The 25,231-nt window shown below is 68.3% G+C and carries 26 protein-coding genes and 1 tRNA gene; 15 read left to right on the forward strand and 12 right to left on the reverse strand.

Annotated features, from left to right (window positions below; genetic code table 11):
* The first annotated feature begins 247 nt into the window (after positions 1-247).
* Together F6W70_RS05110 and F6W70_RS05115 are read left to right on the forward strand one after the other, a co-directional pair.
* The gene (locus tag F6W70_RS05110) at positions 248-1,174 is read left to right on the forward strand and encodes a cation-transporting ATPase (protein WP_151486072.1); all 927 of its coding nucleotides are present in this window, start codon (positions 248-250) and stop codon (positions 1,172-1,174) included.
* Positions 1,175-1,180: 6 nt separating this feature from the next.
* Positions 1,181-1,846 carry a DedA family protein gene (locus F6W70_RS05115; protein ID WP_151486073.1) on the forward strand — a complete coding sequence of 222 codons (666 nt, stop codon included), beginning with the start codon at positions 1,181-1,183 and terminating at the stop codon, positions 1,844-1,846.
* A gap of 9 nt (positions 1,847-1,855) precedes the next feature.
* On the opposite strand, the gene F6W70_RS05120 is transcribed toward F6W70_RS05115, so the two are convergent.
* A tRNA-Leu gene (locus F6W70_RS05120) sits at positions 1,856-1,928 on the reverse strand.
* 86 nt (positions 1,929-2,014) lie between these two features.
* On the opposite strand from F6W70_RS05120, the gene F6W70_RS05125 reads away from it, so the two are divergent.
* The 3 genes from F6W70_RS05125 to F6W70_RS05135 all read left to right on the forward strand — a co-directional run bounded on the left by F6W70_RS05125 (position 2,015) and on the right by F6W70_RS05135 (position 5,227).
* Positions 2,015-3,262: a type III PLP-dependent enzyme domain-containing protein gene (locus F6W70_RS05125; protein ID WP_151486074.1), complete on the forward strand. Its 1,248-nt coding sequence runs from the start codon at positions 2,015-2,017 to the stop codon at positions 3,260-3,262.
* The gene (locus F6W70_RS05130) at positions 3,259-4,572 is read left to right on the forward strand and encodes a D-arabinono-1,4-lactone oxidase (protein WP_151486075.1); all 1,314 of its coding nucleotides are present in this window, start codon (positions 3,259-3,261) and stop codon (positions 4,570-4,572) included. The genes F6W70_RS05125 and F6W70_RS05130 overlap by 4 nt, the downstream gene beginning before the upstream one ends.
* A gap of 88 nt (positions 4,573-4,660) precedes the next feature.
* On the forward strand, positions 4,661-5,227 hold the full coding sequence (locus F6W70_RS05135) for a LemA family protein (protein WP_017828718.1): 567 nt from the start codon (positions 4,661-4,663) through the stop codon (positions 5,225-5,227).
* A gap of 10 nt (positions 5,228-5,237) precedes the next feature.
* Here the strand turns inward: F6W70_RS05135 and F6W70_RS05140 are convergent, their stop codons facing one another.
* Positions 5,238-6,143, reverse strand: a complete 906-nt coding sequence (locus tag F6W70_RS05140; RefSeq protein ID WP_151486076.1) for a hypothetical protein — start codon at positions 6,141-6,143, stop codon at positions 5,238-5,240.
* Positions 6,140-7,405: a winged helix-turn-helix domain-containing protein gene (locus tag F6W70_RS05145; protein ID WP_151486077.1), complete on the reverse strand. Its 1,266-nt coding sequence runs from the start codon at positions 7,403-7,405 to the stop codon at positions 6,140-6,142. The genes F6W70_RS05140 and F6W70_RS05145 overlap by 4 nt, the downstream gene beginning before the upstream one ends.
* Positions 7,406-7,491: 86 nt before the next feature.
* Here F6W70_RS05145 and F6W70_RS05150 point away from each other — a divergent pair, with 86 nt between their 5' ends.
* Both F6W70_RS05150 and ilvA read left to right on the forward strand, forming a co-directional pair.
* Complete coding sequence (locus F6W70_RS05150; protein ID WP_206516623.1) at positions 7,492-8,688, forward strand: AI-2E family transporter; 1,197 nt, start codon at positions 7,492-7,494, stop codon at positions 8,686-8,688.
* Positions 8,685-9,914 (forward strand): threonine ammonia-lyase, encoded by a 1,230-nt coding sequence (gene ilvA / locus F6W70_RS05155; protein ID WP_017828714.1) that lies wholly within the window; start codon positions 8,685-8,687, stop codon positions 9,912-9,914. The genes F6W70_RS05150 and ilvA overlap by 4 nt, the downstream gene beginning before the upstream one ends.
* Positions 9,915-9,983: 69 nt before the next feature.
* Here the strand turns inward: ilvA and greA are convergent, their stop codons facing one another.
* Positions 9,984-10,472, reverse strand: coding sequence for a transcription elongation factor GreA (gene greA / locus F6W70_RS05160; RefSeq protein WP_017828713.1), 489 nt, complete (start codon positions 10,470-10,472; stop codon positions 9,984-9,986).
* A 98-nt stretch (positions 10,473-10,570) separates the two neighbouring features.
* Positions 10,571-10,957: a DUF4307 domain-containing protein gene (locus F6W70_RS05165; protein ID WP_151486078.1), complete on the reverse strand. Its 387-nt coding sequence runs from the start codon at positions 10,955-10,957 to the stop codon at positions 10,571-10,573.
* A gap of 67 nt (positions 10,958-11,024) precedes the next feature.
* Here F6W70_RS05165 and F6W70_RS05170 point away from each other — a divergent pair, with 67 nt between their 5' ends.
* A complete protein-coding gene (locus F6W70_RS05170; RefSeq protein ID WP_017828711.1) occupies positions 11,025-11,327 on the forward strand; it encodes a hypothetical protein in 303 nt (100 codons plus the stop codon).
* Between the two features lie 7 nt (positions 11,328-11,334).
* Here the strand turns inward: F6W70_RS05170 and trhA are convergent, their stop codons facing one another.
* Positions 11,335-12,066, reverse strand: a complete 732-nt coding sequence (trhA, locus tag F6W70_RS05175; RefSeq protein ID WP_055873418.1) for a PAQR family membrane homeostasis protein TrhA — start codon at positions 12,064-12,066, stop codon at positions 11,335-11,337.
* 98 nt (positions 12,067-12,164) lie between these two features.
* Between trhA and F6W70_RS05180 the strand changes: the two genes are divergently transcribed.
* From F6W70_RS05180 to F6W70_RS17950, 4 genes are all read left to right on the forward strand, one after another.
* A complete protein-coding gene (locus tag F6W70_RS05180; RefSeq protein WP_017828709.1) occupies positions 12,165-12,944 on the forward strand; it encodes an isoprenyl transferase in 780 nt (259 codons plus the stop codon).
* A gap of 41 nt (positions 12,945-12,985) precedes the next feature.
* Positions 12,986-14,116, forward strand: a complete 1,131-nt coding sequence (locus F6W70_RS05185) for an aminotransferase class V-fold PLP-dependent enzyme (protein ID WP_151486079.1) — start codon at positions 12,986-12,988, stop codon at positions 14,114-14,116.
* 158 nt (positions 14,117-14,274) lie between these two features.
* The gene (gene phoH2, locus F6W70_RS05190; protein ID WP_055864581.1) at positions 14,275-15,657 is read left to right on the forward strand and encodes an RNA 5'-3' helicase PhoH2; all 1,383 of its coding nucleotides are present in this window, start codon (positions 14,275-14,277) and stop codon (positions 15,655-15,657) included.
* Between the two features lie 630 nt (positions 15,658-16,287).
* Entirely contained in the window at positions 16,288-16,782 is a 495-nt protein-coding gene (locus F6W70_RS17950) for an endonuclease domain-containing protein (protein ID WP_318278803.1), read from the forward strand.
* 154 nt (positions 16,783-16,936) lie between these two features.
* On the opposite strand, the gene F6W70_RS05200 is transcribed toward F6W70_RS17950, so the two are convergent.
* Genes F6W70_RS05200 through xseA form a run of 5 tightly spaced genes read right to left on the reverse strand, consistent with a single transcriptional unit; the run spans position 16,937 to position 21,211 of the window.
* The gene (locus F6W70_RS05200) at positions 16,937-18,331 is read right to left on the reverse strand and encodes a class II fumarate hydratase (RefSeq protein WP_151486081.1); all 1,395 of its coding nucleotides are present in this window, start codon (positions 18,329-18,331) and stop codon (positions 16,937-16,939) included.
* Positions 18,328-19,017, reverse strand: coding sequence for a carbonic anhydrase (locus F6W70_RS05205; RefSeq protein WP_017828705.1), 690 nt, complete (start codon positions 19,015-19,017; stop codon positions 18,328-18,330). Before F6W70_RS05205 ends, F6W70_RS05200 begins: the two co-directional genes overlap by 4 nt.
* Positions 19,014-19,658: a DUF4245 family protein gene (locus F6W70_RS05210; protein ID WP_055864566.1), complete on the reverse strand. Its 645-nt coding sequence runs from the start codon at positions 19,656-19,658 to the stop codon at positions 19,014-19,016. Before F6W70_RS05210 ends, F6W70_RS05205 begins: the two co-directional genes overlap by 4 nt.
* The gene (locus F6W70_RS05215) at positions 19,655-19,897 is read right to left on the reverse strand and encodes an exodeoxyribonuclease VII small subunit (RefSeq protein ID WP_174799562.1); all 243 of its coding nucleotides are present in this window, start codon (positions 19,895-19,897) and stop codon (positions 19,655-19,657) included. Before F6W70_RS05215 ends, F6W70_RS05210 begins: the two co-directional genes overlap by 4 nt.
* Positions 19,898-19,933: 36 nt before the next feature.
* Positions 19,934-21,211 (reverse strand): exodeoxyribonuclease VII large subunit, encoded by a 1,278-nt coding sequence (gene xseA, locus F6W70_RS05220; protein ID WP_055864563.1) that lies wholly within the window; start codon positions 21,209-21,211, stop codon positions 19,934-19,936.
* A 92-nt stretch (positions 21,212-21,303) separates the two neighbouring features.
* On the opposite strand from xseA, the gene F6W70_RS05225 reads away from it, so the two are divergent.
* The 3 genes from F6W70_RS05225 (at position 21,304) to F6W70_RS05235 (ending at position 23,935) form a co-directional block, all read left to right on the forward strand.
* Entirely contained in the window at positions 21,304-22,356 is a 1,053-nt protein-coding gene (locus tag F6W70_RS05225) for a 4-hydroxy-3-methylbut-2-enyl diphosphate reductase (protein ID WP_372446049.1), read from the forward strand.
* Positions 22,357-22,358: 2 nt separating this feature from the next.
* Positions 22,359-23,150, forward strand: coding sequence for an IclR family transcriptional regulator (locus F6W70_RS05230; protein WP_055864560.1), 792 nt, complete (start codon positions 22,359-22,361; stop codon positions 23,148-23,150).
* Positions 23,151-23,395: 245 nt separating this feature from the next.
* Positions 23,396-23,935 carry a DUF6264 family protein gene (locus tag F6W70_RS05235; RefSeq protein WP_055864555.1) on the forward strand — a complete coding sequence of 180 codons (540 nt, stop codon included), beginning with the start codon at positions 23,396-23,398 and terminating at the stop codon, positions 23,933-23,935.
* 95 nt (positions 23,936-24,030) lie between these two features.
* On the opposite strand, the gene fbaA is transcribed toward F6W70_RS05235, so the two are convergent.
* Positions 24,031-25,059, reverse strand: a complete 1,029-nt coding sequence (gene fbaA, locus F6W70_RS05240; protein WP_017828698.1) for a class II fructose-bisphosphate aldolase — start codon at positions 25,057-25,059, stop codon at positions 24,031-24,033.
* Positions 25,060-25,231 lie beyond the last annotated feature (172 nt).

Raw genomic sequence — 25,231 nt, forward strand, 5'->3', positions numbered from 1 at the left:
GGCCGATCGTCGTCTCTGCGGAGCGTCTCCGAGGCGGTGCACAGGTACAGCCGGTATCGTCGCGCAGGCAAGGGGAGTACTCCCGAATGCGGCGACGTCGTCATTACGAGCACGAGATCGTGCTCCGGCCCGCCGGCCCGTGAGGGTGGAGGAGACCTTGGCACCCGCATCGCGGGCTGCCGAGAGACCCTGCCGTCGTCCTGACGTGGTGGATCCTGGGCGGTCCGCACCACGAAAGGGACCACCCATGGGAAAGCTCTCCCGACTGATCGGCATGGCATCCGAGGCGCTCGAGAAGAACGCCGGTTCGGCGCGCAACGGTCACACGGCTGACGGATCACGCGCGCAGGACGGGTCCCGGTCGACGGATTGGGGCGGCATGCTCCGTGGCGCCGTCGACGCCGTTCGCGGGCAGGGAGAGCCGGAGCGGTCGCCGAGCCAGAGCCGTCCGGCGACGGCCGACCCGTACGCACCGCCCGCCGCGCCCAGTGAGCGGCTTCGGTCCACGAGCTCCGCACCGTCTGCCGCCGACCCCTACGCACCGCCGGTGCCCGGAGCCTCTCGGGCCTCGCAGGCCATGACCGATGCGGACCGTGCGGCCATCGCCCGCTACGACTACCTGCTGCAGACGGCGGATCCGCAGCGCGTCGAGCAGATCCACCGCGAGGCGTTCGCGCGCCTGACCCCTGAGCAGCGCTCGCTCGTCGAAGCCCGCATGCGACAGGAGCTCGAGCCGGGCGAGCGTCCGCGGTCGTCGTCGCCGGATGACCTCGCTCGCGCCGCCGGACGTGCCGAGGCCATGAACCCGGGGCGGATGCGCGGTCTGCTGTCGCGCGTGCGCGGTGCGGGTGTCGGCGGTGCTGCGGTCGTCGCTGGTGGCGCGGCGGTCGGACTGCTCGGTGCGGTGGCCGGGGGTGCGGTGCTCAGCACGGTGGCGGGTCCTCTTCTGGAGCAGGCCGCGAACATCGGCGTCGACTTCGGCGCGTTGGCAGAGGGCATCGATGTCGAGTCCCTCGCCGCCGGTATCGACGTCGAGTCCCTCGCCGGGGGTGCGGGCGATCTGATGGGCTCCGCGGGCGAGACGGTGTCGGGGCTGGGAGAGGCGGCGAGCGGCTGGGGCGAGCAGCTCGGCAACCTCGGCATCCCCGGTATCGGCGATATCTTCGGGCGCTGACCGCGGATGGCTCTCACTGCTGCTGCCGATCACGGCTTCACCGGGCTCACCGGATTCGCGGCCGATGTCCTCACCGCGCTGGGAGACATCGGCGTGGGCGTGCTGGTCTTCCTCGAGGTCCTGGTGCCGCCGATCCCGAGCGAGGTGATCCTGCCCTTCGCGGGGTACCTGAGCCAGAGCGGCTCTCTGAACCTGGGGTGGCTGATCCTCTGGAGCACGCTCGCGTCCTGGCTGGGTGCGCTGCTGCTGTACGGGCTCGGCGCGGCCATCGGGATGGATCGCGCGGTGCGGATGCTCGCGGCCACCAAGCTGGTGAGCCGCTCCGATCTCGAACGCGGATCGGAGTGGTTCGTGCGCAGCGGCGGCTGGACCGTGCTGGTGGGACGGATGGTACCCGGCGTGCGCAGCCTGATCTCGATTCCGGCCGGGGCCTCCCGCATGAACCTCGTGACGTTCAGCATCTACACCATCATCGGCAGCGGGCTCTGGAATGCTCTTCTCCTCGGAGTCGGAGCGGCGCTGGGCACGCAGCACGAGAAGCTGGAGCAGTACCTCGGGTACCTCGACTACGCCGTGTACTCGGCCATCGCGATCGCACTGGTCGTCCTGGTCGTGCGTCGCATTCGCGAGGCGGCAGGCGAGCGGAAGACGGTCGCGCCGGCGGAGGACTGAGCGAGGATGTGCCCCCGCTGGGACTCGAACCCAGACTGAAGCGATTTTAAGTCGCCTGCCTCTGCCATTGGGCTACGGGGGCCTCCTCGCCAGCCTATCTGCGTGCCCGGATGCGACGCGGTGCCTTCGGGGGTGATCCGCAGTCCGGGGAGGCCTTAGTGTGGGGGAGTGCTCGACCTCATCGACGAACTGAGCCCCGCCCACGGCGCGCCTGCGGTCGCCCCCGAATGGGAGGACCCGGCCCGCTACTGGCCGCGCCTGTCCGCCGCGACGGGGCATCTTCCCGCGCCGGTGGCGGTGATCGACAGGGAGGCGCTCCGCTACAACGCGATGGACCTTCTGGTGCGGGCGGGCGGGCTGCCGATCCGGGTCGCCTCGAAATCGGTACGGGTACGGTCCGTGCTCGATGCCGTGCTGAAGCTCCCGGGGTTCCGCGGCATCCTCGCCTTCACGCTCGAGGAGGCGCTGTGGCTCGCCGAGACCCATGACGACATCATGCTCGGGTATCCCACGGTCGATCGCGCGGGTCTGGCACGGCTCTTCGCCGACGAGCAGGCTGCTCAGCGCATCACCCTGATGATCGACGACCTCGTGCACCTCGACCTGATCGACAGCGTCGCAGGACCCGGTTCGCGTCCGGAGATCCGTGTCGCGATCGACGTCGATGCCTCCTGGCGCTCCTCGCTCCTCGGCCACATCGGCGTGCGCCGTTCGGCGCTGTTCAACGCGGGAGAGGTCGCCGCCTTCGCTCGCAAGGTCGTCGCCCGCCCGGGATTCCGGCTCGTCGGACTGCAGATGTACGACGCGCAGATCGCGGGACAGGGGGACGATGCCGGCCCCGATGCCCCGCTGATCCGGATGGTGCAGTCGCGCTCACGGAACGAGCTGCGCGAGCGCCGGGCGGCCATCGTCGCCGCGGTCGGAGAGATCACGTCGCTGGAGATCCTCAACGGCGGAGGAACGGGGTCGCTCGAGTTCACCGGAAGCGATGAGTCGCTCAGCGAGGCGAGCGCGGGAAGCGGGCTCCTCGGCGGCCATCTGTTCGACGGGTATCGCTCGTTCCGCCCCGCTCCGGCGTCCGCATTCGCGTTCGACGTGGTGCGGCGCCCGGCCATCGACATCGCCACGGTGCTCGGCGGAGGATGGATCGCCTCCGGCCCCGCTGTCGCCTCGCGCCAACCGCGGGCCGTCTGGCCACAGGGACTCCACACCCTCGCCCGTGAAGCTGCCGGTGAGGTGCAGACGCCCCTGCAGGGCCCGGCGGCGACATCGCTGGGCGTGGGCGACCGAGTCTGGTTCCGGCATGCCAAGAGCGGCGAGCCGGCCGAGCGCATCGAGAGCTATCACCTGGTCTCGGGCGACGAGATCATCGATGAGCTGCCGACCTACCGCGGCGAGGGAAAGGCCTTCCTGTGACGAGAATCGGCGGCACCTGGCAGAACTGGGCTCGCTCGGCCTCGGTGCGACCCGCACGCGTGGAGCGTCCGCGCAGCCCCGAGGGCGTGCAGCGGGCGGTGGTCGCCGCGGTGAAGCAGGGGCTTCCGGTGAAGGCCGTCGGCGCCGGCCACAGCTTCACGGGCATCGCGGTCTCCCCGGGCGTCCTGCTCGAGCTCGACGACCTGCAGGGACTCGTCTCGGCGGACGCCGCGACGGGACGCGTGACCCTGCTCGCCGGCACCCGGCTGCACCGCATCCCCGGACTTCTCGCCCCGTACGGGCTCGCGATGGAGAACCTGGGCGACATCGATCGTCAGTCGATCGCCGGCGCGATCTCGACCGGAACCCACGGCACCGGTGCCGAGTACGGTGGCCTCGCGACCCAGGTCGTCGGCGTCACCATGGTCACGGCCGCCGGCGAGTTCCTCCGCATCGACCAGGAGCACGAGAGCGAGCTGCTGCCCGCTGTGGCTCTCGGACTCGGCGCCCTCGGCATCATCGTCGAGGTGACCCTGCAGTGCGTGCCGGCGTTCGTCATGCACGCGATCGACGAGCCGGTACCCCTGGAGGAGGTGCTCGCCACCCTCGAAGAGCGCGTCGCCGCATCCGACCACTTCGAGTTCTATTGGTTCCCTCACACGGATATCGCGCTGACCAAGCGTCAGACGCGGCTGCCGGAGGCGACGGTGCGCAAGCCGCTCCCGGTGGTCGGGCGGTGGATCGATGAGACGCTGCTCTCGAACGGGGTGTATCGCGTGGCGTGCGCTGCGGGTCAGGTCGTTCCGGCGATCACTCCGTCCTTCAGCCGGCTCGCGGTCAGGCTCACCGGAGATCGCGAGTACACCGAACTCTCGCACCGGGTGCTCATCCAGAGCAGGACCGTGCGATTCCGGGAGATGGAGTACGCGATCCCCGTCGAGAACGTCGTGCCGGCCTTCGAAGCGGTGCAGGCGCTGATCGCGCGGCGCGGATGGACGATCGAGTTCCCGATCGAGGTGCGCTTCGCCGCGTCCGACGACCGCTGGCTGTCGACGGCTCACGGACGCGCAAGCGCGTACATCGCCGTGCACCGCTACTGGCGGGCCGACCCCACGGAGTACTTCGGCGCCGTGGAGGAGATCATGCACGAGTTCGGCGGGCGCCCGCACTGGGGCAAGCTCCACACGCTCACGACGCAGACCCTCCGGGAGCGATACCCGCGCTTCGACGACTTCGTCGCGTTGCGCGATCGCCTCGACCCGGAGCGTCGTTTCGGCAACCGCTACCTCGAGCGGGTCCTCGGCAGCTGATCGGGACGCAGGGACGCCCGCGCGCGCCCAGTCCACGTGCAGACTGCGCGTCTAGGATGAGAGAAACACGAGGAAGGGTGGGGCTCTGATGGAATGGCTCGTGCCGGTACTGATCGTTGTCGGAGTGATCCTGCTCGTCGGCATCTATCTGTGGGCCACGTACAACTCGCTGGTGCAGCTGAACGTCCGCGTCGATGAGGCGTGGAGCGGCATCACGGTGCAGTTGAAGCGACGAGCCGACCTCATCCCGAACCTCATCGAGACGGTGAAGGGCTACGCCTCCCACGAGAAGGCCGTCTTCGAGAACGTCACGCGGGCGCGTGCCGAGACCCTGTCAGCCGGAGGACCGGGCGAGGCGGGCATCGCCGAGGGGCACCTGCAGCAGGCGTTGCGGAGCCTCTTCGCGGTCGCCGAGGCCTACCCGCAGTTGCAGGCGAGCACGAACTTCCTCCAGGTGCAGCAGGCACTGGTCGACACCGAGGACAAGGTGCAGGCGGCGCGCCGCTTCTACAACGGCGGCGTGCGCGAGCTGAACACCAAGATCAAGGTCTTCCCCAACAACCTGTTCGCCAAGGGGCTGGGTTTCTCCGAGCGGGAGTTCTTCGAGGTCGCCGACAGCAGCGCGATCTCCGAACCGCCGCGCGTGCAGTTCTGACGCCGGTCGTTCACCACACCGACAGGAGGAGTCCGTCGGCGGTGAACGCCAGGTCGCCGCGCACGCTCCAGGAGTCCGTCCGATAGGTGGTAGTGCGGGTCTCGCCGTTATGGGCGGTCCCGGTGATGGTGGCCACGAGCACTCCACCCTCTGCGGTGAAACCGGCGGGAGTCAACGCGATGACCGGTGCCGTGTCGATCCGATAGCGGATCGCATCCACCTCGCGGAACTCGGTCCCCCAGGGGATCCGTATGCCGCATCCGTCGGGGACTTCTGTGCCCCCAGCGGTGCAGGTCTCGAGGAGCGTGTCGAGCTGGGCCTGCGCGACCGCCGTCGCCTCCGGCCGCAGCATGACGTCGAGCGTCGTCGTGGTCTTCACCCCTGGCAGCACCAGCGCCGCGCTCCCGCCCTCGAGCAGTGTCTCCGGTGCGGCCGCGAGGGCGTAGGTCGCGGGGAGCAGCGGTGCAGCCGTCTCCGCCGGAACGGTCGCATCGCCGATCGCGACATCCGACCCGATCGTCGTTTCCACGGTCAGTGTGCCGAGTCCCGTCGCATCGACGCTCCAGCGGCCGTCGACGATGCCGAGCGTCAGCTGCGCGGTGTGCGTCTTGCCGTCGAGCCGGAAGGAGATCGCGACGACGGCCGAAGTGTCGTCGTCTTCGCGTCGGACGGTCGTGACCTCGGAGTCCTCGATGAACGCGGTGGCGGCGGCGAAGGCGACCAGTGCGGTGTCCGAGACGTCGATCCCGGTGGCCGCCACGGCGTCGGGGTCACCGGACTCGAGCGCCTGGACATAGGCGAGCGCCGCTTCTTCCGGCGTGGAGGAGCGGTTCGTCGACGACCAGAGCCAGAGTCCCGCGGCGACGAGGACGAGACCGGCGACGCCGCCGAGCAGCCACCACCGGGCCCTGCTCACACCGGACTCTCTCGCGCGTGCACGTGACGACGCACGGAGGGACCAGTGCCTGCTCCGGCCGCCAGCGCCCCATGCAGTGCGTCGGTGGCGTCACCCCACCTCGACACCGAGACATGATCCAGTCCCTGCCACGCCGCTGCGAGTCGGAGCTCGGCAGCGATCTGCTCGGCATCGCCGGGGTGAGCCTGTGGTTCCCACCAGGCGGATTGCACCTGCAGCGTCGATGTCGCGCGGTCGGACTTGAGATCGACGCGCGCGACGATGCGGTCGCCCACGAGGACCGGCAAGGAGTAGTAGCCGAACCGCCGCTTCTCTGCCGGTACGTAGATCTCGATGCGGTAGTCGAGGTCGAACGCGCGGAGTGCGCGATCCCGAAACCACACCACCGGGTCGAACGGCGTCAGAATCGCCGCCGCGTCGACCTTGCGGGGCAGCACCGCATCCCGATGCCGCCAGGCGGCGAGTGGACGCCCGCCGCGTTCCCAGCCGCGCACCTGCACGGGCTCCAGCTCGCCGGCGTCGACGAGCTCTGCGATCGAGCGGGCGACGGCGGGCCGGTCGCGGATCCGGTAGTAGTCGGCCAGGTCGGACTGCGTCGCGACGCCGCTCGATCGGGCCGCGCGACGGGTCAGCTCACGGATGGCATCGGCGCGGGAGACCTCTTGCGAACGGATGGCGTCAGGGATGACGTGCTCGGCCAGCGCATAGGTGCGCTCGAACCCGCGGCGCCCGCTGATGGCGACATCGCCGGTGCGCCACAGGTGTTCGAGGGCGAGCTTGACGTCGTCCCAGTCCCACCAGGTGCCGCGTTCCCTGGGAGCATCGGCACGGAGATCGGCGGGACGCAAGGGCCCGCGCACACGCAGCTCGTCCTGGACCCACTGCAGCGTTCGCGCGTTGCTCGACATCCAGGACTCTTCGCCCGCCCAGCGTCGGCGGAAGTCGTCCATGCGAAAACGCCACAGCGGCCAGTCCTCGATCGGGATGAAGGTCGCCTCGTGAGCGAGGTATTCCACGTAATGGGTCGTGCGCGAGAGGAAGACACGGTCGAGCAGGGCCGGCTCGTAGGAGCCCAGCCGAGAGAACAACGGCAGGTAATGGGATCGTGCGAACACGTTCACGGAGTCGATCTGCAGCACACCGAGACGATCCATCACCCGGTGCACGTGGCGCCCCGCGACCGATGCGGGCCGCGCGCGGGTGAAGCCCTGCGCGGCCAGAGCGATGCGGCGTGCCTGGGTCGGAGTGAGGGTGTCGGTCACACGGTCAGGGTATCGCCGAGCGCCGACATGCACCCTCCAGGGAAAGATGCGTTCGAGGGCATACGGCGTGACCGTAGACTTGGGCGATGAGTGAGGACCAGCGACCCCGACTGAGAGATCTGTTCCGTCCGCGCCCGGTCTCCACCGAGCGCACCGTGTCGACCGAGGCCGACGAGGCGGTACCGCTGCCTCTGCGCATCACGGCGGGCTATGCCTGGCGGCTGCTGCTGATCGCGGCGGCGATCGGCGTCTTCATCTGGCTCGTGATGCTGCTCAAGCTCCTGGTCATCCCCCTCATGGTGGGTATCCTCATCACCGCGCTGCTGTGGCCGGCCTTCTCGTGGATGCTGCGGCGTGGTCTCCCTCGTTGGCTGGCGATCGCCATCTCGCTCATCGGGACGGCCGCCATCGTCACCGGGCTGATGTGGCTCGTCGTCTGGCAGGTGCGTGCTCAGCTGCCCGACGTGCAGCAGCGTTCGACCGAGGCCTTCGATCAGTTCCAGGTCTGGTTGCACGAGGGTCCTCTGAGCCTCTCCGACACGCAGATCGCGAACTACCTGCAGCAGGGACTCGACTTCCTCAACGAGCAGGCGCAGGTGCTGTGGACCGGCGCCCTGGCGATCGGGACCACCGTCGGCCACGTCGCCACGGGCGCCGTGCTGTCGTTGTTCATCCTGATCTGTCTCCTCGCCGACGGCGCCGGCATCTGGCGTTGGACCCTCCGGATCTTCCCGCGCATGGCTCAGCCGGCCGTCGACGGAGCGGCACGCAACGGCTGGACCACGATCGTGAACTACGCGCGCACGCAGCTGTTCGTCGCGACGATCGACGCGATCGGCATCGGACTCGGGGCGTTCCTGTTGCAGGTGCCCCTTGCGCTCCCGGTCGCCGTCCTGGTGTTCCTCGGCTCGTTCATCCCGATCGTGGGTGCGGTCGTGACCGGCGCCGTCGCCGTGTTCCTGGCGCTGGTGTACAACGGCCCCTGGATCGCGCTCTGGATGCTGCTGGTCGTGCTGGCCGTCCAGCAGATCGAAGGACACATCCTGCAGCCGATCATGATGGGTTCGGCTGTCAAGGTGCATCCGCTCGCCGTCGTCCTCGTGGTGGCGGGTGGAGCGATGATCGCCGGCATCCCCGGCGCACTGTTCGCGGTGCCGTTGGCGGCGTTCATCAACGTCGCAGCCGTGACCATCAGCTCGGGATCCTGGCGCACCGGCGCCGGGCCGAGCGGAGACCTTATCTGGAGCACAGTACCGCGCGAGCGGAGACGGAGGAATCGATGAGCGCAGTCCCCAGCCTGACCGAGTTCGAGCACGCTGCTCAGAGTCTGGCTGAGGTGATCTCGCACACGCCGACGCTGCCGTCGCGAGCGCTCTCCGACATCCTCGGCGCCCCGGTGCTGCTGAAGATGGAGAACCTCCAGCGCACGGGATCCTTCAAGATCCGCGGTGCGGCCTACCGGCTGTCGAAGCTGAGCGCCGAAGAGCGCTCGCGTGGCGTGGTCGCGGCCTCAGCCGGAAACCACGCGCAGGGAGTGGCGCTGGCGGCGCAGGCGCTCGGCATCCCGGCGACGATCTTCATGCCTCTGGGCGTTCCGGTGCCGAAGCTGCTCGCCACGCGCGGCTACGGAGCGGAAGTCGTGCTGGAGGGGGAGACGGTGGCGACCTCGCTGCGTCTCGCCGCGGAGTTCTCCGAGCGCACGGGTGCGGTGCTGATCCATCCGTTCGATCACCGCGACATCGTGATCGGGCAGGGAACGCTCGGACTCGAACTCCTCGAGGACGCGCCCGACGTCGACACCGTCGTGCTCGGCATCGGCGGGGGAGGTCTGATCGCCGGCGTCGCGGCAGCCGTGAAGGCACGCGCTGCCGAGCTCGGCCGCACGGTCCGCATCATCGGCGTGCAGGCTGAGAACGCCGCCGCCGTTCCGCCGTCGCTCGAGGCCGGCGAGCCCGTCGACATCGTCACCCGACCGACCATCGCCGACGGCATCCTGGTCGCTCGTCCCGGTGCCGTCCCGTTCGACATCATCAAGGACCTCGTCGACGAGGTCGTCACGGTCTCCGACGACGACCTGGCACGGGCCATCCTCATCCTGCTGGAGCAGGCGAAGGTCGTGGTCGAGCCCGCTGGTGCCGCCGGTGTGGCGGCGATCCTGGCAGGCAAGGTGACGGGCAGCGGAACCACCATGGCCGTGTTGTCGGGCGGGAACATCGATCCGCTCCTGCTGCAGCGCGTGGTCTCGCACGGACTCGCCGCTTCGGGTCGCTATCTCACGATCCGCATCCCTCTGCCCGACCGCCCCGGTCAGCTGGCCCGCGTCTCCGAGCTCATCGCCGAGGCCGGCGCGAACGTGATCGAGGCCATGCACACGCGCCACGGTCACGGTCTGCAGATCAGCGACGTCATCCTCGAGCTCAGCGTCGAGACGCGCGGTCCCGAGCACTCCGAGCACACGCTCGACACCCTGCGTCGCGCCGGCTTCGAACCCATCCTCGTCCCCGATTGAGCACGACTGCGCATTCACACAGAAGCGCCCCCGCGTCCTGAGGATGCGGGGGCGCTTCTGTGTGGTGTCTCAGCCCGTGTACGTCTCGACGTTCACGATCTCCACGCTGATCTCGCGGCCGTTCGGGGCCTCGTACGACGACTTCTCGCCGACCTTGAGGCCGAGGATGGCCTGGCCGAGCGGGCTGGCTTCGCTGTAGACATCGAGGTCGCTGCCGGCGGCGATCTCGCGGCTGCCGAGCAGGAACACCTCTTCGCCTCCGGCGACGAGGGCGGTGACCACGGTGCCGGGCTCGACGATTCCGCGGCTGGCCGGAGCTTCGCCCACCTTGGCGGTCTTCAGCAGAGCCTCCAGCGTGCGGATGCGCGCTTCCTGCTTGCCCTGCTCGTCCTTCGCAGCGTGGTATCCGCCGTTCTCCTTGAGGTCGCCCTCTTCGCGGGCCGCCTCGATGCGCTTGGCGATCTCGTCGCGGCCGAAGGTGGACAGGTGCTCCAGCTCGGCGACGAGCCGGTCATACGCTTCCTGCGTGAGGAAGGGAACCTGAGCATCGGTGGACATGACGAAGCTCCTTCTTTCGGGATCCCTCCGGCATGCTGCGGGGGATATGCCAAGACGCCCCGGCACGGTGCCGGGGCGTCGTCTTGTCTGGCACGAGTCTAGGCGACCCAGCAGGTGTTCACCAAACCTGTGGTGGCCTCCGACACCGTGGGGATCGTGACGGAGCGAGCCTGCGAGTGGCTGTCTCCGGCCTCGATCTCCACGATCTTCCAGCCGACGACACCGAACTCCTCGTCGAGGGCCTCGACGGCGCACACCACGTCTTTGCCCTGCACTCCGGTGACCTGGAAGGTGATGCTCACGGAGTGCTCGTCGACGAGCTCGAAGCCCAGATCGTCCGCGTCGACGGACGCCATCGACTGGGCCACGGTCATCCAGCTGAAGGCGCCGACGATCAGCAGTGCGATCGCACCGCCGATGATCCACGGCGCGCGGCGTCGTCGGGTTCGGCCATAGCGTTCATCGAGCTCTTGTGCGGTCGTCACGGGTGGGTCTTCCGGTCGTTAGGCTGGTGTTACCAGGTTATGCGACCTGCGTACGAAAGGCCGATTCATGTTCTCTCTGTCCGAGACCCCGATGCCGACGCCGAGCATGACCGTCGACCCGGTGTCGGTCACCCCGGGGTTCGTCGGCTTCGCCGCGATCGTCGTGGTCGTGATCGCGGTGATCCTGCTGATCTGGGACATGAACCGCCGCATCCGCCGTGTCCGGTACCGCGAAGAGGTGCGCGACGAGCTCGACGCCGAGGAAGCGGCGCGGGCCGAGGGCGATGCCGCCGCGGCTCCCGGAAAGGGTGCGCCGACCTCGGACGGCACCGCTGCCTCTGACACCGACGGCGATACGCCCGCTCGCTGACCTCGCGTCACGGCGCGCCCAGCGAGGGCGACAGCGGCGACAGGGCGATGAGCAGGCATGCGGTCCAGTGGCAGAGGAATGCGAGCACCGTGCACACGTGGAAGATCTCGTGGAACCCGAAGTGCCCGGGCCAGGGGTTCGGCTTCTTGAGCGCGTAGACGACCGCACCCCCGGTGTACAGGAGCCCGCCGACGATCACCAGCACCATCATCGCGAAGTTCGCGTTCATGAGATCGACGAGGTACATCACGGCTGCCCAGCCGAGCAGCAGGTAGAGCGCGACGTAGAGCCAGCGCGGGGCGTGGATCCAGAACACGCGGAAGAGGATGCCGACCAGCGTGCCTCCCCACACCAGGCTGAGCAGCAGCACGCCCTTCTCCGGCGGCAGCGCCAGCACCGCCAGCGGTGTGTAGGTACCGGCGATGAGCAGCAGGATGTTGGCGTGGTCGATGCGCTTGAGCAGCACCTTCACCTTCGGCCGCCAGTCGATGCGGTGGTAGAGCGCCGAGTTGCCGAACAGCAGCAGTGACGTGAGCATGAACACGGCGGAGGCCCACTTGGCCGCGGCGCCCTGGGACACGATGATCAGCACGACACCGGCGACCAGCGCCACCGGGAACGTGCCGGCATGGATCCATCCTCGCCAGGTCGGCTTGGTCTCGACGGCGGCATCGACGGCCGCGGCTTCGAGCAGAGGCAGCTGAGGGACGTCGGGACCGGAGGGCTCGGGAGTACTCACACGCTCACTCTAAGCCGACCCGCATACCGTGCAGGGCACATATATCCCAGCTTCCGCACACGATGCCGCAGGCCCTGGCACGGTAGCGTAGGGAGGTGATGTCACGCGAGAGCCCGGGGCGAGGGCCGCTGTATCGGCTCTACACCAACAGGTTGCGACGCCACCTCGATCCGGCCACGGTGCCGCATCACGTCGCGATGATGATCGACGGCAATCGCCGGTGGGCGCGTCAGCTCGGATTGGACACGCCTGCGGAGGGACACCGTGCAGGCGCTGCGAAGATGCGCGAGTTCCTCGGCTGGTGCGACGAGCTCGGCGTGCGCGTTGTGTCGCTCTATCTGCTCTCCAGCGACAACCTGAGAAAGCGCGACTCCGCGGAGCTCGCCGACCTCATCGAGATCATCGCCGAGCTCGCCGAGGCGCTGTCGCAGGAGGGGAACTGGCGAGTGAAGCACGTCGGACGCTCCGACATCCTCCCCGCAGAACTCGCACGGGTGCTCTCCGACGCGGAGAACCGCACCAAGGATCACACCGGACTGCACGTGAATCTCGCCGTCGGCTACGGCGGGCGCAATGAGATCGTCGACGCCGTGCGGAGCATCATTGCGAAGCATGAGGCCTCCGGTGGCACGCTGGAGGACCTCGCCGCCCACCTCACGCCCGAGATGATCGGCGAGCACCTCTACACGGGTGGGCAGCCCGATCCCGACCTCGTGATCCGCACGAGCGGGGAGCAGCGGCTCAGCGACTTCCTCCTGTGGCAGAGCGCACACAGCGAGTTCTACTTCGTCGAGGCGTTGGGCCCCGACCTGCGTCAGGTGGACTTCCTTCGCGCGATCCGCGACTACGCCGACCGCGACAGGCGCTTCGGTCGCTGACCCGGCGACGGGCCCGCGCAGACCCGTGCCACAATGACGAAGTGAGCACTTTCCAGGACTATGTCGACACCTTCGACAACGAGTCCGGCTACCTGAACTGGGCGGCGTTCGGCCCGCTGTCGCCTTCCGTGCGCGAAGAGGTGTTCGCCGACGCCGACCTGCTCGGAAGCGGACGACCGTCCTCCCTCTCGCTGGTGGCCGAGCGCATCGGTCAGGCCCAGGAACTCGTCGCCGAGCTGCTGGGCGGCGAAGCCGACGACGTCACCCTGCAGCCGTCTTCGACCCACGGACTCATGCACGCGCTGTTCGGCCTGTCCGGCGCTGTGATCGCGAGCACCGCCGAGTTCCCGAGCGTGAGCCTGACCCTGGAGCGCGCATCGACGGCATCGGACCGTGCGATCATCCCGCGGTGGATCACCCCGGAGGACGGACGCGTGACCGCTGATGCCGTCAGGGAGGCACTGGATGACGAGGTGGTCGCCCTCGCCGTGAGTCACGTCGACTTCCGCACCGGGTATCGCACCGACCTGGCGGCGCTTCGCGAGGCGATCGGTCCCGACCGCCTGCTCATCCTCGACGCCGTCCAATCGTTCGGCGTGATCGACGTCGACTACTCCGCGGCGGATGTGGTGGTCGGACACGGCTACAAGTGGCTGCGCGCCGGCCGGGGCAGCGCCTTCGCGTGGTTCTCACCCCGCGCCAGAGAGCGTATCTCGCCCGTGCTCTCCGGTATCACCGGAACGACGGCCGCCGGTCTGTTCGTCGACGAACTCCCGGCGCCAGCGCCCTCGGCTCGGGCCTTCACCGTGAGTCAGCCGGACACGCTCGCCGCGGGACGACTCGCGATCGGTGTGCGCGATGTGCGCGATGCCGGTGTCGCCGCCATCGAGGAGCGCCTCGCGGAACACGTCGACACCGTGATCGAGATCGCCGACCGCCATGGGATCGAGGTGCGCTCCCCGCGTGATCGCGTCGAGCGCGCCGGCATCGTGGCACTCGCCCCGGAGGAGCCCGCACGCCTCGCCGCGGCACTCGCCAACGCCGGTCTCGTCGTGACCGCACGTGGATCCTCGGTGCGGATCGCGCCCCACGCAGGCACGGATGCGGCGACGTTCGCGCTTCTCGATGAGGCCCTGCACGCGTTCGGCAACGAGACGTTCACCAGCGCTTAACGAATCGCTGGCGTGTCGAGTCCGCGTTAATCGCCCACGCGGTCGTACGTTCTAGGCATCGGGCAAGGCGCCCGTTCGAGTCGGCCTCAGGTTGACGACTCGTGACCCCCTGGTCGACTCGTTCGAATAGCCGGGATTACCCGGGTCGGGAGTGGGTCGTGACCACACGTACAGCGCAGCAGGCCACAAGCACCGCGCAGCAGTCCACCCGTAAGACCACGAGGCGAGCATCGTCCGCCGATCCGGATCAGGATCTGCGCACCTATGTTCTCGACACCTCGGTCCTGCTGAGCGATCCGCAGGCGTTCTTCCGGTTCGCCGAGCACTCGGTCGTCCTCCCCGTCGTCGTGATCACCGAGCTCGAGGGAAAAAGGCACGATCCGGAGATCGGCTACTTCGCGCGGCAGGCCCTTCGACACCTGGATGACCTGCGCATCGAGCACGGACGCCTGGATTTCCCGGTCGAGGTCGGTGAGGGCGGCACTCTCCGGGTCGAACTCGCGAACACCGACTCCTCGGTGCTCCCGGCCGGTATCCGCCTCAGCGACAACGACACCCGCATCCTCTCGGTCGCGATGCATCTCGCGCAGGACGGTCAGGACGTCACGATCGTCTCGAAGGACCTGCCGATGCGTGTGAAGGCCGCGTCCCTGGGCCTGCGCGCCGAGGAGTACCTCGCCGAGCAGGCGGTGGACTCCGGGTGGACCGGGATCTCGACGCTCGACCTCTCCGGCGACGACATCAGCGACCTCTACGAGAGCGAGGTCGGCATCAGCGAGCAGGCTCGCGGCCTTCCGGTGAACACCGGACTGATCATCCACTCCGAGCGCGGCTCTGCGCTCGGTCGGGTGACCGGAGACGGCGAGTACCGACTGGTGCGCGGAGACCGCGACATCTTCGGGATGCACGGCCGTTCGGCGGAGCAGCGCATCGCGATCGACCTGTTGCTCGATCAGGAGGTAGGCATCGTCTCCCTCGGCGGACGCGCCGGCACCGGCAAGTCGGCGCTCGCGCTCTGCGCAGGACTCGAGGCGGTTCTGGAGCGGCAGCAGCAGAAGAAGATCATCGTGTTCCGACCGTTGTTCGCGGTCGGCGGGCAGGAGCTCGGCTACCTCCCCGGTGACCAGGGCGAGAAGATGGGCCCGTGGGGACAGGCGGTGTTCGACACGCTCGGCTCGGTCGTCTCGGGCAACGTGGTCGAGGAGGTGATCGAGCGTGGATTGCTCGAAGTGCTCCCGCTGACCCACATCCGTGGGCGCTCCCTGCACGACGCGTTCGTGATCGTCGACGAGGCCCAGTCTCTCGAGCGCAATGTGCTGCTGACGGTGCTGAGCCGCATGGGACAGAACTCGCGCGTGATCCTCACGCACGACGTCGGCCAACGCGACAACCTCCGCGTCGGCCGACACGACGGGATCGCCAGCGTGATCGAGACGCTGAAGGGACACGAGCTCTTCGGCCACGTGACCCTGACCCGCTCCGAGCGTTCGGCGATCGCAGCGCTCGTCACCGAGCTCCTGGAGGGTGGAGAGCTCAGCTGACGGCGTGAGACAGCGGATGCCGCGAGGAACGAGTCCTCGCGGCATCCGCTGTCACATGTGCGGGGTGACTGTGCACAGCGGCCGGGCACTCGGCCGGGGTCAGCCCGGATGCATGAGCCATGGCCGCTTGCAGGATGGTTCCTCCTCCCCGGCTCAGACATTCGTCGGTTCCTCATGCATCCGGACAGGGGGGAGAAGGAGTATCGACCTGCACATCTGCGTGCTTCCAAGACCTGTCCACCAGTTGCGTGAGCGTGGCGGCGTCGCGGGGAGGTACGCAGCCAGGATCGAGGGATGATCGATGTCGAATTCATCCTCGGACACCTCGGCGGGGTCGCGCGCGGAACGCGACTTCAGGCATTCGGCTGTTCGCGCTCGCGACTGGGGGCCGAGTGCATGGCAGGACGGCTCGTGCGGGTACGGCCAGGCGTCTTCGCCTCAACGGGAGCGGCGTCGGAGGTGGTCGCCGCAGCGGCACACGGAGGCGCACTCACATGTGGGAGCGCGTTGAGGCTCCGTGGAGTATGGACCCTCGAGGTCTCGAATGAGGTGCATGTCTGGATGGGGCTGGGTGGGCGACGGCATCACCCGAAGCCGTGCGCGTGCGTCGCTCACTTCACTCCCGGGCGTATGGACGTCGGGATCGCCCCGATCGAGGTCGCACTGGTGCATGCGTTCGGCTGCTACGGAGAGGAGTTCTTCTTCGCCGCGTTCGAGTCGGCGTGGAACAAGCGGATGCTGACGGCGGTGGCCCGCGCGAACGTCCGCGCGGCCCTTCCCTCGACAGCGCGCTGGCTCATCGATCTCGCGCGCCCTGATGCGGAGAGCGGCCTGGAATCGGTGGTGCGGCTGAGGCTCCACCTGATCGGGGTCGCTGTGCGCACGCAGGTGATCATCGACGGTGTCGGACGCGTCGACTTCGTCATCGAGGGTCGAGTCATCCTGGAGGCAGACGGTCGGGAGAACCATGAGGGGCCGGCGAATCGCCACCGGGATCTCATGCGCGACGCCGTGGCCTCACGTCTCGGATTCGAGACGCTGCGTTTCGACTACGCGATGATCCTGCACTCCTGGGATGTGGTCGTGGCAGCGATCGCAGCGGCTCTCGGGCGGGCACGCGCCTGACCGTGACGCCTGCATGAGTTCTTGCCGGATGCATGACTGCTCACCGTCATGCGCTCCGGCATCCGTGGCCAGGTCATGCATGTGAGCGGTGCCCAAGAACAGCGGATGCCGCGAGGAACGAGTCCTCGCGGCATCCGCTGTTTCGTGGGGGAACTCAGCCCGGGTGCGTCATCGACAGCAGGTCGAGCTTCTCGTCGAGCTGCTCGAGGGTGAGGTCGCCGCGCTCGACGTAGCCGAGGTCGATCACGGCGTCGCGCACCGTGATGCCCTTGGCGACCGAGTGCTTGGCGATCTTCGCCGCAGCCTCGTAGCCGATGAGCTTGTTCAGCGGAGTCACGATCGACGGGCTCATTCCCGCGAATGCGGCGGCCCGCTCGACGTTGGCCTGAAGGCCGTCGATCGTCTTGTCAGCGAGCACGCGCGAGGCGTTCGAGAGCAGACGGATCGACTCGAGCACGGCCGTGCCCATGACCGGGATGGCGACATTCAGCTCGAAGGAGCCGGATGCGCCGGCCCAGGCGACCGTCGCGTCGTTGCCGATCACGCGTGCGCACACCATCAGCACGGCTTCGGGAACGACCGGGTTGACCTTGCCCGGCATGATCGAGGAACCAGGCTGCAGGTCGGGGATGTGCAGCTCGCCGAGACCCGTGTTGGGGCCGGAGCCCATCCAGCGCAGGTCGTTGTTGATCTTGGTCAGCGAGACCGCGATCGTGCGCAGCGCGCCGGAGGCCTCGACCAGTCCGTCGCGGTTGGCCTGCGCCTCGAAGTGATCCTTGGCCTCGGTGATGGGCAGCTCGGTCTCTGCCGCGAGCAGCGCGATGACCTTCTGCGGGAAGCCGAGCGGGGTGTTGATGCCGGTGCCGACCGCGGTGCCGCCCAGCGGGACCTCGGCGACGCGGGGGAGGGCCGACTGCACGCGCTCGATGCCCAGGCGGATCTGACGGGCGTAGCCGCCGAACTCCTGGCCCAGGGTCACCGGGGTGGCATCCATCAGGTGGGTGCGGCCGGACTTGACGGCGTCCTTCCACAGCTCGGCCTTCGCCTCGAGGGCGACGGCGAGGTGGTCGAGCGCGGGGATGAGCGTGTCGATGAGGGCCTGGGTGACCGCGATGTGCACGGAGGTCGGGAACACATCGTTCGACGACTGCGAGGCGTTCACGTGGTCGTTGGGGTGGACGGTCGCACCGAGGATGCGCGTCGCGAGCGTCGCCAGAACCTCGTTCATGTTCATGTTCGACGAGGTACCGGAGCCGGTCTGGTAGGTGTCGACCGGGAACTCGCTGTCGTGGTCTCCGGAGGCGACCTGGTCGGCGGCCTGGGCGATCGCATCGGCGATGGCACCGTCGAGAGTGCCGAGCTCCTTGTTGGCCAGCGCCGCGGCCTTCTTGATGCGGGCCAGGGCAGCGATCTGGGTCGATTCCAGTCCCTTGCCCGAGATCGGGAAGTTCTCCACGGCGCGCTGGGTCTGCGCTCCGTAGAGTGCGTTCACGGGCACCCGCACCTCACCCATGGTGTCGTGCTCGATGCGGTAGTCCTGCTCGGTCATTCCGAACCCTCCTTGGTTGCGGGGTCAGTTCCCTCGGTGGTGACGCCGTCGGCGTCGATTCCGACCGTGATCACGGGCACCGCGGTGCCCTCGGCCAGACGGTAGTTGGCGCCGACGATGCCCAGGCGACCCGCGGACACGGCGTCGCTGATGATCTCGGACGACTGCAGCAGATCACTCACGGTGTTGCGCAGATGCTCGATGCCGACCAGTTCCGAGTCGATCTCGGCGACGGTGGTCCCGCCGCTCTCGGCCAGCACCTTCCGCGCGGCGGGAACGATGGGGGCGATCAGCTTCCAGATGTGCGGGGGCAGGGGAGCGGCATCGATCGCGGTGCCGTCGATAGCCGCACGCACGGCGCCGCAGGAGTCATGGGCGAGCACGACGATCAGCGGCACCTCGAGCACCGCGACGGCATACTCCAGGCTCGCGACGATCGACTCGCCGATCACCTGTCCGGCGTTGCGCACCACGAACAGGTCGCCGAGGCCGAGGTCGAAGATGATCTCGGCGGCGAGGCGCGAGTCCGAGCAGCCGAACAGGGTGGCGACCGGATGCTGCGCTGCCGTCAGATCCTTGCGACGGGCGACGTCTTGATTCGGGTGCCGGGGCTCGTCCTGCACGAAACGGCGGTTGCCGTCCTGCATCTGCTTCCATGCGGCTGTGGGGGTCAACGGGTGCGTCATGGGGCCTCCGAGATGATGCGGATCTGCGGAATGAGGGATTCGGCGAGTTCGGCGGTCGAATCGGCCGAGCGCGAGCCGTAGAGCAGGATGTAGTCGTCGCCGGCCTGCGTGCCGATGGCATACGTCACGTTCGCGTTCGATTCGGCGTTTCCGGGCTTGTAGACGTCCCAGTCGAGGCCGCCGATGCGCACGGTGTCAGTCGGGGCGATGCCGTTCAGACGCTGCGGAGCCCAGGATGAATCGGCGTCGAAAGCCTGGGCCACCTTGATGAAGCCGCGCTCCGTGTCGGACTTCGGGGCCAGGGTGACCTCCCACACCACGGTGGCGCCACCCTGCATCTCGGCGCCGTTCGCACGCCAGAAGTCGCCGAGCTCCGGGATCAGCACGGGGCGTTCCATCGACGACTCCACGCCCTCGGCGACGGCGGCGACATCCAGTGGCTTCTGCTCGACCGGAGTGCCGCGAGGGACGGCGAAGATGATGACCGCGACCACGGCGACCGTGACCAGGAGCGCCGCCACGAGGTTTCGCACCGTCTGGCTCGACCGGTAGGCCTTGCTGAACGCGGCCTTGCGGGCGGCGGTCTCTTCCGGAGTCTCGGGGCGGCCGAGCTCGGCGATGATCGGGGGCTGCTTGCTCACGAGTCTCCTACCGGCGTCTCGACATCGGATGCCGCGGCGCGAGCCGCGTCGAGGCGGCGCTTGGCGCCCAGCAGCCACTCTTCGCAACGGGCGGCGAGAGCCTCACCACGTTCCCAGAGGGCGAGCGAGTTCTCGAGGGTCGGGGATCCCTGTTCGAGTTCAGCGACGACCTTGACGAGCTCGTCTCGAGCCGCCTCGAACGACAGCGTGTCCACAGGGGTGTCGTTCAGGGCGCTCACTCCTCCATCTTACGTCGTGTGCCGCGGGTGTCCGGCTCAGGCGTCTTCCGCGATCTCGCCCTCCGAGCGGGCGGTCAGCGAGCCCCGGTCGAGGGTGATCGTGAGCGTGCTTCCGGCCGGGGCATCGGCGGCGTCGCGCAGGATCACGCCCCCATCGAGGTGGGCGATCGCGTAACCGCGAGCCAGGGTCGCGGCGGGCGAGAGCGCGCGGAGCGAAGCCCGAAGCTCTCCGGTGCGGCGCCCGGCGTCGTCGAGCTGTCGGTTCACGGTGTCCCGGCCGCGTCCGAGCAGCAGCCAGATCTCCTGGGCGCGGGCGTCGATGATCGGAGCGGGTGAACGCAGCACCGGGCGGGAGCGGAGCTGCTCCAGTTGAGCGATGTCGTGTGTGAGGCGCTGCGTGAGCCTCGTGGTCGCGCGGGACCGCAGCTGCGCGATGAGTGCCCGCTGCTCACCGACATCGGGGACGACGCGCTTGGCGGCGTCGGTCGGCGTCGAAGCCCGCAGATCCGCCACATCGTCGAGCAGCGGATGGTCGTTCTCGTGCCCGATCGCGCTCACGACGGGTGTAGAGGCCGCGGCGACGGCGCGCACGAGCCTCTCATCGCTGAAACCGAGGAGCGTCTGCGGGTCTCCACCACCGCGGGCGATGATGATCACATCGACCTCGGGGTCGGCGTCGAGCCGGGCGAGGGCGGCGAGCGTGTCGGGAACGCAGCGGTCGCCCTGCACGGCGGCGTACTCGGTGCGGAAGCGCACCTGCGGCCAGCGCAGCTCGGCGTTGCGGTGCACATCCTTCTCGGCGTCCGAGCGCTCGCCCGTGATCAGACCGATCACATGCGGCAGGAAGGGTAGGCGCTTCTTGCGCGAAGAGTCGAACAGGCCTTCCTGTCGCAGCTGCGCCCGCAGCTTCTCGAGGCGCTCGAGCTGGTCGCCCAGCCCGACGTGCTTCATCGCGGAGACGGCGAAGCTGAAATCGCCGGCCTTGACGAAGTAATCGGCCTTGACCGCGGCGACCACATGATCGCCGATGCCGATGTCGGAGGGGATGCGCCCGCGCACACTCGACCACACCCGGATGGAGATCTGCGCATCGGAGCGGGTGTCCTTCAGCCGCGCGAACACGTTGCCGGCGCGCACATTCCAGGAAGTGATCTCTCCCTCGACCCAGACGGTGTTCCACCGCGCGATGAAGTCGCGGATGGTGGCGTTCAGCCGGGTGACCGAGGTGGGAGCGTCGGCCGTCGAGTCGCGGGGTGCGACGGAATCGGCCGGTGGCGTCTCGCCCTGGCCCGTGGTCGCTTCGAAGACTGTCATCCGCTCCCGTTCCCGCTCCCGAGTCTCCCCGGCCTCGCACAGCTGCGCGGCGGTAGAATTCAAGGGTGACTTCGACTGCCGTTCATCTCCCCGTGCCCCGCCTTCCACGAGTTCGTGCGGCGGCCGGGCGGCTTCAGGATAACCCGGTGGCCGGACACAAGCGGGTTCTGCTCGCCGCACCGCGCGGATACTGCGCGGGTGTGGACCGCGCCGTGGTGGCCGTGGAGAAGGCCCTCGAGCGCTACGGCGCCCCGGTCTACGTGCGCAAGCAGATCGTGCACAACATCCACGTGGTGACCGAGCTCGAGGAGAAGGGCGCCATCTTCGTCGAAGAGGTCGATGAGGTCCCTGAGGGGGCCCACGTCGTCTTCAGCGCTCACGGTGTCTCGCCGGCAGTCGTGAACGCGGCATCCGATCGAGGACTCCACGCGATCGATGCGACCTGCCCGCTCGTCACCAAGGTGCACCGCGAGGCCGTGCGCTTCGCACGCGACGATTTCGAGATCCTGCTCATCGGCCACGAGGGCCACGAAGAGGTCGAGGGAACAGCAGGGGAGGCCCCGGAGCACGTCACCGTCGTGAACTCTCCGGAGGAAGCCGACACCGTCGTGGTGAAGGACCCGAACAAGGTCGTCTGGCTCTCGCAGACCACCCTCTCGGTCGACGAGACGATGGAGACGGTCAACCGTCTGCGCATGCGATTCCCCGAACTCCAGAATCCGCCGTCCGATGACATCTGCTACGCGACGCAGAACCGTCAGGTCGCGATCAAGAAGGTAGCCGCCGGAGCAGACCTGGTGATCGTCGTCGGCTCATCGAACTCGTCCAACAGCGTGCGCCTCGTCGAGGTCGCCCTCGAGTACGGGGCGAAGGCCGCCTATCGCGTGGACTACGCAGAAGAGATCCAGCAGGAGTGGCTCGACGGGGTCGAGACCGTCGGCGTGACCAGCGGGGCATCCGTGCCAGAAGTACTGGTGCGCGAGGTGCTCGATGCGATCGGCGACGCCGGCTACCGCGACATCGAAGAGGTGAAGACGGCAGAGGAAGACCTCATGTTCTCCCTGCCCAAGGAACTGCGTCAAGATGCTGCGGGTCAGCGCGACGCGCGGGCCCTCGGAGGTCGCGCGTCCGGAGGAGGCGCTTAGCAGTGAGCGCCGCGGAGGCGGAGCCCACCCTCATCGGGTCGGTGCAACGCGCTCTGCGGCTGGTCGACATCGTCGCCAACTCACCTCGGCCGCTTCCTCCCAAGATGCTCGCGGCCATCACCGGTCTGACCCCCGGTACCACCTACAACCTGGTGCGCACGCTCGTGCATGAGGGATACCTCTCCTCGGAACCGGACGGTGTCGTGCTGGGCGCCCGGTTTCCGTCGTTCCAGCAGCAGATCGGCTCGCGGGGAGTGTTCCTCGCCCGCGTGCGCGCAGCGCTGCGGGAGGTGACCGAAGACGTCGGAGCCACGGCGTATCTCTCCCGCTTCGATGACGGGGAGATGCACATGGTCGACATCGTCGACGCCGTCCGCAATCCCCGGATCGAGCTGTGGGTGGGGCTGCAGTCCAGCGCTCACGCGACTGCGCTGGGCAAGCAGATCCTCGCGGAACTCCCAGAAGCCGATCGCCTGGACTACCTCTCGCGGCATCGTCTGCCCGAGCTCACACCGCACACCATCACCGATCGCAAGGCATTGCTGACGCAGCTGGAACGCTCTCCGGGGTGGACGATCGATCAGGAGGAGTACGCGATCGGCGCCACCTGCGTCGCCGTGCCGGTCATCGCCCCCGGGGTCATCGCCTCGCTGGCGATCTCGCTGCCGGCCGATGGCGCCGTGGTCGATCGCACCCTCGTCTCGACGCTCCAGCGCACTGCACGCCATCTCTCTCTGCAGCTAGGGGCTGACGTGCTGGACGAGGGTTCCTCCGGAGCCGAGTTCACTATCTGAAGGAGGGCCCCTGGCGCGTCGGCACGCGTTTTCCTACTATGGGAACAGTGGCGGCATACGTGAACGTCACCGATCGCCTCTAGCGTCCCCAGCGCTGGCGGTCAATCTGGATGAGGAGCGTCCCCACGCTCCACGTCCGCGGCCCCGAGAAGTCCCCACTTCTCCGGGGCCGCTATCGTTTGTGCCCCACAGGGTGCGGTCGCCCGCTGTGAACCGGCCCGAGGTTGTGCCGTTAGCATGGCGGGATGAGCGACCAGAGGCCCCAGTACGGCGAACTCGCGACCCCCGAGGAACAGCGACGAGCCGCCGGCCTGCCCCCGCTCGACGAGGTCGTGATCGCACCGCCGTCGGCGCCACTTCCGCCCGCGGTTCAGGCCGGGAACCCGGTGAACGAGTCTTCGACGAAGCGGTCGCATCCTGTCGATCGCTTCGCGACGATCGTGATGCTCGCCTACGGACTGATCAACGTCGTCATCACCGGTCTGTCGTACCTGGATCTGCCGAGCGTCATGAACCAGACCATGAAGGTCGTCGGCATCGAGGGGGAGTTCACGAACTTCGCGCAGGCGAAGACCTGGGGGATGATCGCCGCGATCGTCCTCGTCGTCGGATGGTCGATCACCGCCGCGCTCTCGATCCGACGCCTGCGTCGTGGCCGCCTCACCTGGTGGCTCCCGATCGTCGGAGCGATCGTCACCATGGGCGTGGTCTCCGTCTGCATCGCGGTGCCGATGATGAGTGACCCCGCCTTCGTCGCCCACCTCGAGCAGATGACGACCCCCTGACCTCAGCCGGTCGGCGTCGACGTACGCCGACCCATCGGGGACGCAGAAGGGGCCCGGCAGGAATGCCGGGCCCCTTCTGCTGTCTCGTTCGCGGATCAGCTCTGGGACTGTCCGTACGAGCCGAGCTGACGGGTCGACTCGACCACGCGGGCGGCCATCGCCGACTCGGCGATCTTGCCCCAGGCGCGCGGGTCGTACTGCTTCTTGTTGCCGACCTCGCCATCCACCTTCAGCACGCCGTCGTAGTTCTTGAACATGTAGTCGGCGATCGCACGCGTGTAGGCGTACTGCGTGTCGGTGTCGATGTTCATCTTGATGACACCGTTGGCGACCGCGAGGGCGATCTCCTCATCGGTCGAGCCGGAGCCGCCGTGGAACACCAGGTCGAGAGGCTTGGCGCCCGTGTTGTACTTCGCCGCGACCTCGGCCTGGATCTCGCCGAGCAGCTCAGGGCGCAGCTTGACGCCACCGGGCTTGTACACACCGTGCACGTTGCCGAAGGTCAGGGCGGCGATGTAGCGGCCCTGCTCGCCGAGACCCAGCGCCTGAACCGCCTGGTCGACATCGGCAAACGTCGTGTAGAGGGCCTCGTTCGAGCCCTCGTGCTGCACGCCGTCCTCTTCGCCGCCGACGACGCCGATCTCGACCTCGAGGATGGCGTTGATGTTCTTCATGCGGGGGAGCAGGTCCTTGGCGATCTCGATGTTCTCCGCGAGGGGAACAGCGGAGCCGTCCCACATGTGGGACTGGAAGATCGGGTTGCGGCCGGCCTTGACCTCTTCCTCGGAGGCGGCGATCAGCGGCTCGACGAAACCGGCCAGCGCGTCCTTCGGGCAGTGGTCGGTGTGCAGCGCGACGGTGATCGGGTAGTTCTTCGCGACCTCGGTGGCGAAGCGCGCGAACGCGAGCGCGCCCGCGGCGCGAGCCTTCACCGTGTGACCGGCGAAGTAGTCGGCGCCACCCGTGGTGACCTGGATGATGCCGTCGGAGCCGGCCTCGGTCAGCCCCTGGAGGACGGAGTTGATCGTCTGCGAGCTGGAGACGTTGAATGCGGGGTACGCGAAGCCGCCGGCCTTCGCGCGGTCGAGCATTTCGGCGTACTGATCCGGGGTGGCGACGGGCATGAGAACTCCTGCGATAGGGGAAGCCGGGACAGCTGCCACTCTATCGGGGCGCGCACGCTGATACCGCAGCCCAGATCTCCGCCGAGCACGATGGCTTCTGCCTGGCTGTTAAGAATCCGGATTCCTTCGTCGGATCCGGCTCGACAGGCGGCGGATTTGGACACGAGGGTGG

The organism is Microbacterium maritypicum (genome assembly GCF_008868125.1).
GTDB classification, from domain to species: domain Bacteria; phylum Actinomycetota; class Actinomycetes; order Actinomycetales; family Microbacteriaceae; genus Microbacterium; species Microbacterium maritypicum.

What these genes read in the sequence shown, in the direction of transcription:
- F6W70_RS17950 (WP_318278803.1), top strand. Translation starts at nt 16,288, where the DNA reads ATGGACGTCGGGATCGCCCCGATCGAGGTCGCACTGGTGCATGCGTTC.
- F6W70_RS05110 (WP_151486072.1), top strand. Translation starts at nt 248, where the DNA reads ATGGGAAAGCTCTCCCGACTGATCGGCATGGCATCCGAGGCGCTCGAG.
- F6W70_RS05200 (WP_151486081.1), bottom strand. Translation starts at nt 18,331, where the DNA reads ATGACCGAGCAGGACTACCGCATCGAGCACGACACCATGGGTGAGGTG.
- xseA (WP_055864563.1), bottom strand. Translation starts at nt 21,211, where the DNA reads ATGACAGTCTTCGAAGCGACCACGGGCCAGGGCGAGACGCCACCGGCC.
- F6W70_RS05205 (WP_017828705.1), bottom strand. Translation starts at nt 19,017, where the DNA reads ATGACGCACCCGTTGACCCCCACAGCCGCATGGAAGCAGATGCAGGAC.
- greA (WP_017828713.1), bottom strand. Translation starts at nt 10,472, where the DNA reads ATGTCCACCGATGCTCAGGTTCCCTTCCTCACGCAGGAAGCGTATGAC.
- F6W70_RS05115 (WP_151486073.1), top strand. Translation starts at nt 1,181, where the DNA reads ATGGCTCTCACTGCTGCTGCCGATCACGGCTTCACCGGGCTCACCGGA.
- F6W70_RS05135 (WP_017828718.1), top strand. Translation starts at nt 4,661, where the DNA reads ATGGAATGGCTCGTGCCGGTACTGATCGTTGTCGGAGTGATCCTGCTC.
- F6W70_RS05235 (WP_055864555.1), top strand. Translation starts at nt 23,396, where the DNA reads ATGAGCGACCAGAGGCCCCAGTACGGCGAACTCGCGACCCCCGAGGAA.
- fbaA (WP_017828698.1), bottom strand. Translation starts at nt 25,059, where the DNA reads ATGCCCGTCGCCACCCCGGATCAGTACGCCGAAATGCTCGACCGCGCG.
- F6W70_RS05180 (WP_017828709.1), top strand. Translation starts at nt 12,165, where the DNA reads ATGTCACGCGAGAGCCCGGGGCGAGGGCCGCTGTATCGGCTCTACACC.
- F6W70_RS05170 (WP_017828711.1), top strand. Translation starts at nt 11,025, where the DNA reads ATGTTCTCTCTGTCCGAGACCCCGATGCCGACGCCGAGCATGACCGTC.
- F6W70_RS05150 (WP_206516623.1), top strand. Translation starts at nt 7,492, where the DNA reads ATGAGTGAGGACCAGCGACCCCGACTGAGAGATCTGTTCCGTCCGCGC.
- ilvA (WP_017828714.1), top strand. Translation starts at nt 8,685, where the DNA reads ATGAGCGCAGTCCCCAGCCTGACCGAGTTCGAGCACGCTGCTCAGAGT.